The 12,851-nt window shown below is 66.4% G+C and carries 11 protein-coding genes; 3 read left to right on the top strand and 8 right to left on the bottom strand.

Going from position 1 to position 12,851, the window contains the following annotated elements; translation table 11 throughout:
- From NA4_RS02360 to NA4_RS02385, 6 genes are read right to left on the bottom strand one after another with little or no spacing between them, the layout of a single operon-like run.
- Window positions 1-1,110, bottom strand: a complete 1,110-nt coding sequence (locus NA4_RS02360; protein ID WP_067463085.1) for an MCE family protein — start codon at window positions 1,108-1,110, stop codon at window positions 1-3.
- The gene (locus NA4_RS02365) at window positions 1,107-2,105 is read right to left on the bottom strand and encodes an MCE family protein (RefSeq protein ID WP_067463088.1); all 999 of its coding nucleotides are present in this window, start codon (window positions 2,103-2,105) and stop codon (window positions 1,107-1,109) included. The genes NA4_RS02360 and NA4_RS02365 overlap by 4 nt, the downstream gene beginning before the upstream one ends.
- Window positions 2,105-3,148, bottom strand: a complete 1,044-nt coding sequence (locus NA4_RS02370) for an MCE family protein (protein WP_067463091.1) — start codon at window positions 3,146-3,148, stop codon at window positions 2,105-2,107. Before NA4_RS02370 ends, NA4_RS02365 begins: the two co-directional genes overlap by 1 nt.
- On the bottom strand, window positions 3,145-4,620 hold the full coding sequence (locus NA4_RS02375; RefSeq protein ID WP_067463094.1) for an MlaD family protein: 1,476 nt from the start codon (window positions 4,618-4,620) through the stop codon (window positions 3,145-3,147). Before NA4_RS02375 ends, NA4_RS02370 begins: the two co-directional genes overlap by 4 nt.
- Window positions 4,621-4,627: 7 nt before the next feature.
- On the bottom strand, window positions 4,628-5,491 hold the full coding sequence (locus NA4_RS02380; RefSeq protein WP_067463097.1) for an ABC transporter permease: 864 nt from the start codon (window positions 5,489-5,491) through the stop codon (window positions 4,628-4,630).
- Between the two features lie 4 nt (window positions 5,492-5,495).
- Window positions 5,496-6,350, bottom strand: a complete 855-nt coding sequence (locus NA4_RS02385) for an MlaE family ABC transporter permease (protein WP_067463100.1) — start codon at window positions 6,348-6,350, stop codon at window positions 5,496-5,498.
- A 525-nt stretch (window positions 6,351-6,875) separates the two neighbouring features.
- On the opposite strand from NA4_RS02385, the gene NA4_RS02390 reads away from it, so the two are divergent.
- On the top strand, window positions 6,876-7,550 hold the full coding sequence (locus NA4_RS02390; protein WP_067463103.1) for a S1 family peptidase: 675 nt from the start codon (window positions 6,876-6,878) through the stop codon (window positions 7,548-7,550).
- 58 nt (window positions 7,551-7,608) lie between these two features.
- On the opposite strand, the gene NA4_RS02395 is transcribed toward NA4_RS02390, so the two are convergent.
- On the bottom strand, window positions 7,609-9,060 hold the full coding sequence (locus NA4_RS02395) for an MFS transporter (protein WP_067463107.1): 1,452 nt from the start codon (window positions 9,058-9,060) through the stop codon (window positions 7,609-7,611).
- Between the two features lie 96 nt (window positions 9,061-9,156).
- Window positions 9,157-9,780 carry an LppU family putative lipoprotein gene (gene lppU, locus NA4_RS02400; RefSeq protein ID WP_067463110.1) on the bottom strand — a complete coding sequence of 208 codons (624 nt, stop codon included), beginning with the start codon at window positions 9,778-9,780 and terminating at the stop codon, window positions 9,157-9,159.
- A gap of 260 nt (window positions 9,781-10,040) precedes the next feature.
- Here lppU and NA4_RS02405 point away from each other — a divergent pair, with 260 nt between their 5' ends.
- Both NA4_RS02405 and NA4_RS02410 read left to right on the top strand, forming a co-directional pair.
- Window positions 10,041-11,342, top strand: a complete 1,302-nt coding sequence (locus NA4_RS02405) for a serine hydrolase domain-containing protein (protein ID WP_067463113.1) — start codon at window positions 10,041-10,043, stop codon at window positions 11,340-11,342.
- Window positions 11,343-11,402: 60 nt separating this feature from the next.
- A complete protein-coding gene (locus NA4_RS02410) occupies window positions 11,403-12,782 on the top strand; it encodes a cytochrome P450 (RefSeq protein WP_245671047.1) in 1,380 nt (459 codons plus the stop codon).
- Window positions 12,783-12,851: the final 69 nt, after the last annotated feature.

The raw sequence follows: 12,851 nt of genomic DNA on the forward strand, positions 1-12,851 counted from the left end.
TCATTTCGTCAGTCCGAGCAGTGCGGCGGTGAGCCCGTAGTCGGGGCCGAAGTCCTGCATGTTTCCGGTGCGGCAGCCATCGGCCCGCATTTGCACGCGCTCGCAGAAGAGGCTGACGATCTCACCCGACAGCGCGGTACCGATGATCGCGTGCAGCCGGACGTATTGGTGCTCTCGGTTCACGATGCCGTCGATGTTCTGCATGACCAGCGGCGCCACGTCGACGACCTCGGTGATGCCGTAGGCGTTGTCGCGCAACTGCTGGGTGACGTTGGTCAGGCCCGCCATGGTGCCCGCCAGCTGATCCTGATACTGCGTGAGCGTGGTGCTTGTATTCGCCAAGAAGGCGTTGAGCTGGTCGAGCGTGGCCTGCAGGCCAGGGGACTGCTCGGCGAGCAGCCCGGTCATCTGGGTCACCCGGTTGCTGAAATCGCGCACCGACTGGTCGTTCTCGGCCAGCATAGTGGTGAGCTCGTTCAACTTGATGATGATGCTGGAGATCGCGTCCTTGTTGTCCACTCCGACCTTCAGTGCGCCGGACAGCGCGTTGAGGGTGTCGCGGATCTTCTCGCCGTTGCCGTTGAGCATCGGGTAGAGCACCCGGCCCGACAGCGGGCCGATGCCCTCCTGGCCCGGCTCGGGCTTGAGCGCGACGGCGAACTGATCGATCGTCTTGATCATCGTGTCCAGTTCGACCGGCGTCTTTGTGCGCGCCTTGGGCAGGTGCGCGCCATCGGACATGGTCTCGCCGCCGGTGTAGACGGGGGTGAGCTCGATGTGCCGGTCGGTCACGATGGACGGCGAGACGATCGCGGCCTGCGCGTCTTTCGGGATCTTCACGTCCTTGTCGATGGACATGTGCACCTCGACCAGGGTGCCTTTGGGCACCACCTTGTCGACTTTGCCGACGTCCAGGCCGAGCACCGTGATCGGATTGCCCTCGTAGATGCCCGCGATGTTCTCGAAGTCCGCGGTGATCCGGATCGTGGTGCCCAACGCGTCGTTCACCGAACTCGGCAGCAGTGAGCAACTGCCGACCGTCAGCGCCGCGGCGCTGATCATGAGCGTCTTCGCGACGGTCTTCAGCGGAAAAGCCGTGCGGAGTTTCATCCCTGGCACCCCTCGATCACTTGGGCGAAGCACAACCAGTTGTCCGGGAACATCCACGGCAGGCCGACGTCGCCGTACGGACCGCTGCCACCCCACGAGTTCGCCAGGTAGCGCACCGTCGGCGGCATGAGCGACAGCAGCCGGTCCAGGTTGTCCTTGTTCTTCTGCAGGCCCTCGGCCATGGTGTTCAGCTGCTGGATGGTCGGCCCGAGCTGATCGTTGTTCTCGGCGCCGATCTCCTGCAGCTGCCTGGTCAGCGTCGCGACGCCGTCGAGCAGCTGGCGCAGCAGCGCCTGGCGCTCCATCACCCGGTTGGCGATGGCCTCACCCTGGGTGATCACCAGCAGCACGCTGTTGCGGTTGTCGGCGAGGATCCGGGTGACCCGGTCCAGGTCCTTCAGCAGTGCGTCGACCTCTACCCTGCGGGTATCGATCACCTTGGCCAGGGCGCCGACGCTGTCGAGTGCCTGCGCGACGAGCTCGGGCGAACCGCCCACCTGCTCGTTGATCAGATTCAGCGACTGCGCCAGCTTCTTGGTGTCGAGCGCCTCGAACTTCGGCGTGCCGATCTGCACCACGTCGGCCAGGTTGTACGGAACGGCGGTGTTGGACAGCGGGATTCGCTTGCCCTTCAAGCCGGAGCCGTCGCCGGGCTCCAGGTCGACATACCTGGCGCCGAGCAGCGTGGCCATCTTGATCGAGGCGCGCGCGTCCGGCCCGAGCTTTACGTCGTCGCGCACGCTGAGCGTGAGCAGCACGTGACTTCCCTCGAGTTCGGCGCCGACCACCCGCCCGGAGGACACACCCGCGACGTTCACCTTGTCGCCGACCTTGATGCCCGCGGCCTGCACGAACTCGGCCTTGATCGACTGCTCGCCGACCCCGATGAGTTTGTAGACGCTGGACACCAGCAGCAGCACCACGATGAGGGCGCCGCCGATGATGCCCAACCAGAAGTACCGGTTGCTGTCGAACCTGGCCTTGAGTTTCGTCATCATGGGCGGCACACCGCCGAGTTCGAGGTCCCACCGATCTGGGAGAACAGTCCGCGCGGGAACAGGATGCCGTAGAGCGTGAGGTCCAGGCCGCACAGGTACGCGTTGGCGTAGGCGCCTTCGGACGTGTGCCTGCCCGCCGCCGACAGGATGTTCGGCAGGTCGATGGCCGCCTGATCCAGCTTGGCGCCGTTGTCCAGCAGCAGGGTCAGCGCCGCGCTGGTGGAGTTCTGCGCGGTCTGCAGTTTGGGTTGGATCTGGTCCATCATGGCGACCAGCGACGTGGTGGCGCCTGCGATCTGCTCGGTGGAGGCGAGCAGCGACTGCCCCTGTTCGTACAGCCCGCCGATCAACGCCCGGGTCTGGGTTATCAGGGTCTCCAATTCATCACCTCGTTTGGCCAACCCCGCCATCACGCCCGAGAGGTTGGTGATCACATCGGACAGAATCGCGTCCCTGCGCTGGAAGTCGGTGGCCAGCTGCGCGGCCTGGACGATGAACGCACTCAACGAGACACCGTCGCCCTGCAACGCCTGGATGAAGGTCTCCGACAAGCGGTTGACCTGCTCGGGCTGCAACACCTGGAACAGCGGCTGGAAGCCGTTGAGCAGAGCCGACACATCGAACGACGGCTCGGTCCGCTCGATCGGGATCGTCGCGTTGTTCTTCAGCGGCGCCGGGCTGGAGGCCTTACCCGGAGCCAGTGCCACATACCGCTGACCGATCAGGTTCTGGTAGCGGACAAGGGCTTTGGTGTCGTCGTAGATCGTCTGGTCGCGCTGCACCACGAAGGTGACCTTGGCGACCGACTTCTTCAGATCGGCGTCGCGGCCGAGCTCGATCTTCTCCACCTTGCCCACCCGGACGCCCGCCATGCGCACGTCGTCGCCCTCGTGCAGGCCGAGCACGTCGGAGAAGGTCGCGGAGTAGGTGTAGGTGTCACCACTGACGATGCGCGCCAACGTATTCCACACGATCACGGTGACGAGGATCGACACGATCACGAAGATGCTGAATCCGATCAGCGGTTTACGAATGCTCATCGTCCGGCACCGTTGTCGGACACGTGCATGGTTCCGCCCTTCAGAATCGAGGAGAGCAGCAGATATTCGACGGTGGTCGGCTTGCGGCCGAGCAGCGCGACGATCGCCGAGTCACCCTGGTAGGAGATCGGTGCTGCCGACGGGGTGCCCTCGGGTGCGGCAGGCGCCGGTGCGGCAGGCGGGAGCAGACCAGGCGGCAGCATCGGGAACAGGCCTTCGAGCGGCGTGCCCGCGAACGGAGCGGGCACCCCGCCGGTGGGAGCTGCTGCGGTGGCCCGGGCCGGGTCCGGGGTGGTGACACCCGGGATCAAGGGCAGACCCGGCATCGGCACCACCGGCGGAAGCCCGGCGGCCGAGGCGAGCGCGCGCGGCCTCAGCTGTTCCGGCAGTTCCGGCAGTTCGGCGACAGCAGGCGCGGTGTAGCAGCTGGGGCCGACCAGCTCGCCGTAGCGCGGGCAGTCGGCCGCGCTGTACGGCCGGTACGGCGTGAGCGTGACGCCCGCGTTCCAGACCTGCTGCTGCTGCGGCCCCCAGTGGAATGTGGTGTCCATCCGGCGCATGGTCTCGCTCAGGTTGAGCAGGCTCCTGGTGATCGCGTCGGGGTCGGCCGTGAGGGCGCCGAACATATCGCTGGTCCCGGCGGTGACCTCCTTGCCGACATCCGGATTGCGGGCGAAGAGATCGTTCACCGTGTCGATGGTCCGGCTGGTGCCGGTGATCAGCGCGACCAGCTCGCTGCGCCGGTCTGCGATGGTGCGGGCGGTCTGCACCGAGCTGCCGAGCACGTCGACCAGCTCCGGCGCGGACTGGTTGAGCGCGTGGAAGGAAGCGGAGAAGTCGCCCAGTAGCACGCCGAGGTCGGGGATGGACTCGTCGACCGCCAGCAGCCAGCGGTCGAACCGCTCGACGGTGGAGCCGGGCATCCGGCCGCTGCCGTCCAGCGCCTGCGACAGGGTGCCGAGCACGCGGCCGAATTGCACCGGGTCGATCTTGTCGAGGATGTCACGCACCGTGGTGAGGGTGTCCTGCAGCGCGATGGTGCCCTGGCTGCGGTCCTCCTCGATGACCGAACCCTCGCGCAAATACTGGTCGGAAGGTCCGTTGAAGACCAGTTCGACGGAGGTGACGGCGAACAGGTTGCTCGGCACCACGCGGGCGGTCACGTTGGCCGGGATGCCGCCGGCGAACTCCGGCTTCATCTCGATCCTGACCTTCTGCAGTTCACCTTTCGCGGCGACGTCGACGTTCTGCACCGCGCCGACGAGCACGCCGCGGAACTTCACGTCGGCCCGCTCGGGCAAGCCGTCACCGGTGGTGGTCAGGTTCGCGGTGACATTGACCTTCTCCCGGAAGTAACCCTGATAGCGCAGCATCAAGAAGGTCAACGCCAAGGCGAAGACGACCAGACCGCACAGGCCTGCGATGAGCAACTGCCGCATCGAGGGCCCACGCCCACTGGGATCGATGATCATCTGATGATTACCCCGAGATCCGGATTCCGGGGTCGACGCCCCAGATCGCCAATGTCATGAACAGGTCCGCGAAGACGACCGCAATGATGCTCATCTTGATCGCCCGGCCTGCGGCCACGCCGACGCCCTCCGGGCCACCGGAGGCGAAGAAGCCGTAATAGCACTGGATGAACGTGGTGATCGCGACGAACAGAATCGCCTTGAGCAGTGAGTAGATCACGTCGACCGGGACCAGGAACTGATAGAAGTAGTGCTGGTAGGTGCCCGCGGCGGCGCCGCCGATCAGCTGGACGGTCACCGCACAGGAGATGTACGCCACGGCCAGACCCAGGCAGTACAGCGGGATGATGGCGACCATCGCCGCGAACATCCTGGTGCTGATCAGATAGGGCAGCGGCCGGATGGCGATGGACTCCAGCGCGTCGATCTCCTCGGAGATGCGCATGGCGCCCAGCTGCGCGGTGAAGCGGCAGCCCGCCTGGGCGGCGAAGGCCAGCGCCGCCAGCAGCGGCCCGAGCTCACGGGTTGTCGCGAATGCCGAAACGGCGCCGGTGATCGGACTCAGCCCGAGCAGGTTCAGCGAGTTGTAGCCCTGGATGCCGACGGTCATGCCGCCGAATGCGCTCAGTATGACGACGACGCCGATGGTGCCGCCGCCGACGACGAGATTGCCGTTGCCCCAGGTGACGTCGGACAGCAGCCGCCAGACTTCCTTGGGGTAGTGCTTGAGCGCCAACGGAATCGAGCCGATCGAGCGCAACAGGAAGAACACCTGGTGGCCGAGCCTGGCGAGCAGATCCACCGGTGCTTGGGCGGATTTCCGGAATGCCTGGAAGGGCCGCAGCAGCGGAGGTACATAGGTTGATGACACCGGCTCAGACCACCTGTGACGGGAATAGTGCGTTGTAAACCTGGGTGATGATGAGGTTCACCCCGAACAGCATGATGGCCGAGCTGACCACCGCGGAATTCACCGAGTTCGCGACACCGCCGGGACCACCCCGGGTGTTCAATCCGGTATCACAGGCGATGATTGCGGCCAGCAGTCCGAAAATCAGCGATTTGACCAGCGCGACGAGCAGGTCGGTGGTCACCGCGAATGACGCGAAGGTGCCGACGTAGGAACCGGGCGTGCCGTTCTGCGCGAAGATATTGAAGATGTAGCCGGTCAAGAAACCGACGAAGACCACGAAGCCGCACAGCAGCACGCTGACCAGCATCGCGGCGCCGAGGCGCGGCGCGACCAGCCTGCGCAGCGGGTCGACGCCCATCACCTTCATGGCGTCGATCTCCTCGCGGATGGTGCGCGAGCCGAGATCGGCGCAGACCGCGGAGCCGACCGCGCCCGCGATCATCAGCGAGGTGACCAGCGGAGCGCCCTGCTGGATGATGCCGAGACCGTTGGCGGCGCCGATGAACGAGGTGGCGCCGACCTGACCGGCGACCGAACCGACCTGGATGGAGACGATCACGCCGATCGGGATGGCGACCAGCAGCGTCGGCGCCGCGGAGACGCTGGCCATGAACGCGCACTGCCGGATGAACTCCCCGAAGGGGAAGCGCCTGCGGAAAATCGCGACGAACAGTTCGGCGACCGCCGCGAACCCCATGGTGATCTGGCGACCGAACGTTTCCAGCGAACGCTTGGGGTGATCCTGCCAGTACGACTTCGTCCAATCGACCGCGTCACCGAACCGTGACCCTCGGGGTGGACTCTCGGTCGACTGCACTGGCTAACCCTCCTCGACGCCGGTTGGTTGCCCCGACGACTCGTTTGCTTGACGCACCTTACTACGGAGTAGTGCAGAACACACCACCGACTTGTGATTGCAGTCATAGATGTCGCTCACCGTTGACGAAAAGCAATGGCAGCGGCCGTGAACATTGAGATACGGCCCAGTACCAGCGCGCTGATCTCTGGCACAAGTGACAACCAACCTGCGTCAATCTCCGGCCTATGCCGGTTGCTGTGGCGAATTAATACGGAGTAACTTCATCAAAAATAGTATTTGATTCCGGAGACGAACACATCCGCCTCTTAGTACCACTGGGCGACAAACAGACACGCGATTTTCACAATTGCGATAGCAATCCGCTATATGAGCGAAAGATACATTGACACTGTAATGTACGAAATAGGGTTGAACCCGATCACAATGGGGACAACCCGAAGTGGGTGACGCGCCCGAGGTCGATTACTGACACGATGGGTGCGACAGATTGATATCGTGCGGGCTTCCGACGTCTGGAGGGACATGTTCAGCAAACTCGCCAAGGTGGCCAACGCCGCCTTCGCCGTCGCCCTTGGCGCGGCGCTGCTCGGCACGGGCGCAGGGGCCGCCAACGCCCAACCGGGCCTGCCGGTCGTGGGCGGTGGATCCGGGATCATCATCGACAACCAGTTCGAGTGCACGGTCACCACCGTCGGCCACGACAACGCGGGCCGTCTGGTCGGGCTGACCGCTGGACACTGTGGCGATCCCGGTTCGCAGGTCTACGCCGAATCCGATCGGGGCGCGGGCGTGATCGGCCGGTTCATCTACTCCAACCACGAACTGGACTACGCCGTCATTCAGTTCGAGCCGGGCAAGATGGTCCCGGTGAACCGCATCGGGAACGTCACCATCACCGGGATCGGCGCGCCTGCCAGCTTCCCGCAGATCGTCTGCAAGGAAGGCAGGACCACCGGCAACACCTGCGGTATCGCTTGGGGTGACGTGTTCGGGACGAACATCGAGACCTGGAGTCAGATGTGCGTGGTGGAAGGCGACTCCGGCGCACCGGTCGTCGTCGGCACGACGCTTGTCGGCATGGTGAACGCCTACCTGGCCATCGCTTGCTTCGGCCCGGAAGTCGGCACCAACATGAGCACGATTATGGGCGACCTCAACGCGCGCGGCGGTGTCGGGGCGGGTTACATCCCGATCTGATCGCAGACCCGACCTGATCGCAGAAAGCGGCCCGAATGGAGCAATCCATTCGGGCCGTTTATTTTTCGCTTCGGGCTGGTGCGAGCGCGGGACCGGCCACGCCACACTGCGGCATGCAGTCGACGCTGTCCAGGACGGGCACACGGCGCTCGGGGCGCAGCAGCACGGCGGCGAGCACCGCCCCGGTCACCAGCAGGCCGGCGCACAGCCACATCGCGGTGGCGAAACCGTCGTCGAACGCGGCCGGGTCGCCCAACGCACCCGCGATACCCGCGAGCCCGGGCAGCGCCGCAACGGCGAGCAGTTGCGCCGTGCGCGCAACCGCGTTGTTCACGCCCGAAGCGATGCCCGCCTCGCTGCTGGGCACCGCACCGAGCACCGCGCCGGTCAGCGGGGCGACCAGTACCGCGAGCCCGAGTCCGAAGACGAGGACGCCCGGCAGCACGTCGGTCAGGTAGGTGGTGTCGGGACCGATGCGCAGCAAGAGCACCAAGCCCGCGGCCGCCAGCAGCGGCCCTGCGGTCATCGGAACGCGCGGCCCGTGCACCTGTGCCCAGCGCCCGGCCGGAGCCGAGAGCACCAGCATGATCAGGGTGACCGGCACCGTCGCGACCCCGGACATCAGCGGCGAGTATCCCGCCACCAGCTGCAATTCCAGCACCAACAGGAAGAACACCCCGCCGAGTGCGGCGTAGACCGCGAGCGTCACGAGGTTGGCCGCGGTGAACACCCGGGAACGGAACAGCGCGGGCGGCACCAGCGGGTGATCGCTGCGCAGCTCGATCGCGACGAAGACCGCCAGCAACACGAGACCGATGGCGATGAGCAGCGGCACAGTGTCGATCAGTCCCAGCGTCAGCGCGCCGAGGCCGAGCGCGACCACCACGGCGCCCGGCAGATCGAGTTCGGTCGCCGCGCTCGGGTCCCGGCTCTCCGGCACATGCCGCACCGCGACGAGCACCACCACCAGGGTCAGTGGAATGTTGAGGAAGAAGATGGACCGCCAGCCAGCGACCTCGATCAGCCAGCCGCCGAGGAAAGGTCCGAGCGCGCCTGCCACGCCCCCGAAGCCCGACCAGAGTCCGATCGCCGCGCCTTGGTCGCGCTGGTCGATCGAGGAGGAGATCAGGGCGAGGCTGCCCGGCATGAGCATCGCGCCCGCCAGGCCCTGCAGGATCCGGGCGGCGACCAGCATTTCGATGGTTGTCGCGGCGCCACACAATACGGATGAGATCGCGAACGCGACGGTCCCCCAGACGAAGACCCTGCGCCTGCCGAGCTTGTCGCCCAGCGAACCGCCCAGCAGGATGAACGAGGCCAGCGTCAGCGTGTAGCCGTTCAGCGTCCACTGCAGCCCGGCGACGTCGGTGTCCAGCGATTCCCCGATCCGCGGCAGCGCGATATTGACAACTGTCGCGTCGAGCGAGGCCACCGACGATCCGAGGATGGTGGCCAGCAGAATCCAGCGACCGGTGCTCGACCGCAGACGGGGAAGCTCGGTAGTGCTCACCAACCCAACCTAGCGACAGACCGCGGGTCGGTAGCCCCAACAATGACCGGCCGTGCCTCGCGAGGCACGGCCGGTATGGTCAACCGCCAGGCTTGGTCAGAGCTCTTGGACGCAGACGACGAAACGGCGTTTGTCGTAGACGTACCCGGTGCCGCTGCCGCACACGCTGACGTCGTCGGCGCCCTGCTGGATCTTGACCACCTTCACGCCCTTCGCCGGGCTCGAACCGGTGCAGTCGATGCGCTTGGGATCATCGCCGCCGACGTCCATGCAGCCGCCGACCACCCAGTCGATGTCCAGGCACAGCGCGCCCTGCTCGATGCCGTTGATCGTCTCGGCGTAGTAGTTGTCCGCGTCGCTGATGCACTGCGAGCTCTTCGACTTCTTCTCGATCACCTTGTAGTTCGATGCGCGGCTACCGCACGACGCCTTTTCAATGGTGGCGTTGGTTGTGGTGCCGCCGAGGGTCACGCAGTCACCGATCTCGGCCTGGAAGTCGGTGTCGCCACCCGACTTGGTCGGCGACGGCTTGCTGCTCGGAGTGGGCTTGCTCGCGGACGGTTTCGGCGTATTGGTCACCGAGACGGCATCGATCGTCCCGTTCTCCAGGGCGGGCTGCGCGGTACCGCTGATGGTGGAGCTGCACCCGATCATCGACAGAGACGCCGCGATCGCGAGTCCGGCGAAGGCGAGACGACCCCAGGTGGGTTGACGAGACACGTACAGTCCTCCCGAGCTGTAACGCTCCGAACTCACACCCCCGTAAGAATCCGAAGTTGCCATGGCTGTGCTTGAAATACCACGCCATGAATACACCATGGACCGAGCGCACGTCGAGCCGGAGACACAAACCAGCCGCCCACGGTTCCGGCGATAACTGCCTCACCACGCCTTTTACCGTCGGCGGAGCTAGTCCGCGGGTTACTCTTGTTCACCGGCGCGACTAACGGTGGTCAGGAGGTGACCCCATGGTTTCGGCAATGGCGGCTGATGAGTTCGAGCCCGCCGATGCGGCGGCCAAGAAGCTGGCGCCACCGCGCGACATGCTGGTCGACCCGCGGTTCATCCGGCTGGCCGATCAATTCTTCGGCCTGTTCGCCCAGCCCGCGCGCGGTGGCGGGGCGCTGGCGGTCTACCTGGATGGCAGGCCAGTTGTCGACATCTGGGCCGGCTGGGCGGACAAGGAGCGCCGCTGGCGGGACGACACCGTCACACTGACCTTCTCCACCGGCAAGGGCGTGGCCTCGACCGTGGTGCATCGGCTGTCCGAGCGCGGACTGATCAGCTATGACACGCCGGTCGCCGAGTACTGGCCGGAGTTCGCGGCGCACGGCAAAGAGGACATCACGGTGCGCGACGTGCTGTCGCACCGCGCGGGTCTGCATCGGGTGCGCGGCCTGGTCCCTGGTCGCGAAGGGATCCTGAACTACGACGCCGTCGTTCGCGCGCTCGCCGACAGCCCGCCGGATCCCCGCCGCATCCGCACCTCCGGTTATCACGCGATCACCTTCGGCTGGCTGGTCGCCGAGATCGTGCAGCGGGTGACCGGTGCGTCGTTCACCGACGTGGTGCGCACCGAGATCGCCGAGCCGCTCGGGCTCGACGAGTACTGGTTCCAGGTGCCGGAATCGGAACGACATCGGATCGCCAAGATCGTGCGGCCCCTCGGTCCGCCGGGAATCCGCTGGAACACCGCCTCCTCGGTGATGTCCTGGGTTCGGCCGGTGCGCGGGATCGCCGAGGCCGGCATGCCGGAGAGCTTCGACGAGCTGGTCCGCGACCCCCGGGTGCACGACTCGGTGATGCCCGGCTGGAACGGCGTCTTCTCGGCACGTGCGCTGGCGCGGATGTACGGTGCGCTGGCCAACGACGGCGTGGTCTACCCCGACCGGCCGGAGTGGGGCGTGCACGGTCTCGGCAGGGCCGCGCCGGAGCACGTCACGCGGTTCCTGGCTCCGGAAACGATCGAGACCATCAGCAAGGTGCAGCCCGCGCACAGCCGCGACTACGTGCTCGGCGTGCCGATCCGCTTCACACTCGGCTATCACCGCCCGGTGCTGATGGCCAAGCAGCAGCCCCACAACGCGTTCGGCCACTACGGCATGGGCGGTTCCGGCGCGTACGCCGACCCGGATCTGCGCATGTCGATCGCGTTCGTGACCAATGGGATCGGCAGCATGGTGACCGCGCTCGGTGACGCCAGGCTCGCGCGACTGGGCGCGACGGCGCAGGCCACGGTCCGCAAATACCAGCAGGCCGGACGGTTGCCAGGCCCGCCTTGATGCTGCCGGAAGTCGAACCCCTCCGGTGTCGAGTTCGTATCCGTGGGTATGGACGTGCGTATGCCTTCGACTCGCGCCAGCGAGGACAGCACCGGGCCACGCGCGCCTCGACTGACGGTGCTACACGCGCTGGCCGCGGGAATCGATTTCGACCGGTACTTCCAGTGGCGCAGAGCGCGTGAGGGCGACCCGTTCTACGTTCGCTTCCCCGGATTCGGTGCGGCCCTCTTCACCGGGACGGCTGTCGGCGCACGCGAGATCTTCCGCGCACCGATCGAATCCACGCAGCCGCCGCGTCCGAATCCGATCGAGCCGATGGTCGGCGCGGCATCGTTGATCCTGGCGTCGGGCGAACGCCACCGGGGCGACCGTGCGCTGCTCGCGCCCGCGTTCCACAGCGTGCGGATTCGCGAATACGGCGAGCTCATCCGCGACGCCACCATGCGGGAGCTGTCCGGGGAGAGTGGCCGGGCTTGGGTGGCGGGCGCCCGTATCGATGCTCGCGCCGCCGCACGGGCGCTCACGCTGCGGGTGATCTCGACGGTGGTGCTCGGCGTGGACGACGCGCAGCGGCGGGCGGAGTACACCGCCGCCGTCACGGACTTCCTCACCGCATTCTCCGGGCCGCTGCTGCTGGTGCCCGCCCTGCGACACGGAGTGCTCGGGCATAGTCCATGGGACCGATTTCAAACCGCCCGCGCGCGGCTGGACAGGCTGATCCGCGCCGAGATCGCACGACGGCGCCAGACTGCCGACGCACACCCGACCGATGTGCTGGGTTTACTGCTGTCCGCTGCTGGCGGCGAGACTGCGGCCGATACCGACGACGAGCTCTGCGAGCAGGTACGCACCCTGCTCGTTGCCGGGCACGAGACCACCGCCACCGTGCTGGTGTGGGCGCTGTTCCGGCTGCACCGGGCACCGGAGGTGCTGGCGCGGCTGCGGGCGGAGCTGCGCGACGCCGGTCCCGGGGCCGGCGCGACGGAGCTGGCCGGACTGCCCTATCTGGACGCCGTGTGTCAGGAGACGTTGCGGCTGCACCCGCCGGTCCCGATCGTCCTACGGCGGCTCACCGAGCCGTACACGCTGCGCGGCATCGCGCTCGAACCCGGCGACACCATGGGGATCGCGGTGCCGTTGCTGCACTCCGATCCGGACGTCTGGCCCGACGCAGCCCGCTTCGACCCGAGCCGCTTCATCGAGCGCCGCTACCGTCCGTTCGAGTTCGCTCCGTTCGGCGGTGGCCACCGGCGCTGTGTCGGCGCCGCGCTCGCGGACTACGAGTTGCGGATCGCGCTGGCCACAATTCTCGGGCAGAAGCACCTGCGACTGTCGCCCCGCTATGCGCACGGACGCGTCCCGGTCTCGGTGCCGCACAACATCGCGACCGGTCCGCATCACGCGATTATCTTCGACGTAGTGAGTGATGTTCCTCACTAAGAAGTTTGTGGCGAACCACCTTCCAGCAACGCTCGAGGCGTCAGCCCGAGCCAGGTGTTCCGGTGTGAC

This window comes from Nocardia amamiensis NBRC 102102, from assembly GCF_001612745.1.
GTDB classification, from domain to species: Bacteria; Actinomycetota; Actinomycetes; order Mycobacteriales; family Mycobacteriaceae; genus Nocardia; species Nocardia amamiensis.

What these genes read in the sequence shown, in the direction of transcription:
- NA4_RS02360 (WP_067463085.1), bottom strand. Translation starts at nt 1,110, where the DNA reads ATGAAACTCCGCACGGCTTTTCCGCTGAAGACCGTCGCGAAGACGCTC.
- NA4_RS02365 (WP_067463088.1), bottom strand. Translation starts at nt 2,105, where the DNA reads ATGACGAAACTCAAGGCCAGGTTCGACAGCAACCGGTACTTCTGGTTG.
- NA4_RS02370 (WP_067463091.1), bottom strand. Translation starts at nt 3,148, where the DNA reads ATGAGCATTCGTAAACCGCTGATCGGATTCAGCATCTTCGTGATCGTG.
- NA4_RS02375 (WP_067463094.1), bottom strand. Translation starts at nt 4,620, where the DNA reads ATGATCATCGATCCCAGTGGGCGTGGGCCCTCGATGCGGCAGTTGCTC.
- NA4_RS02390 (WP_067463103.1), top strand. Translation starts at nt 6,876, where the DNA reads ATGTTCAGCAAACTCGCCAAGGTGGCCAACGCCGCCTTCGCCGTCGCC.
- NA4_RS02405 (WP_067463113.1), top strand. Translation starts at nt 10,041, where the DNA reads ATGGCGGCTGATGAGTTCGAGCCCGCCGATGCGGCGGCCAAGAAGCTG.
- NA4_RS02410 (WP_245671047.1), top strand. Translation starts at nt 11,403, where the DNA reads ATGCCTTCGACTCGCGCCAGCGAGGACAGCACCGGGCCACGCGCGCCT.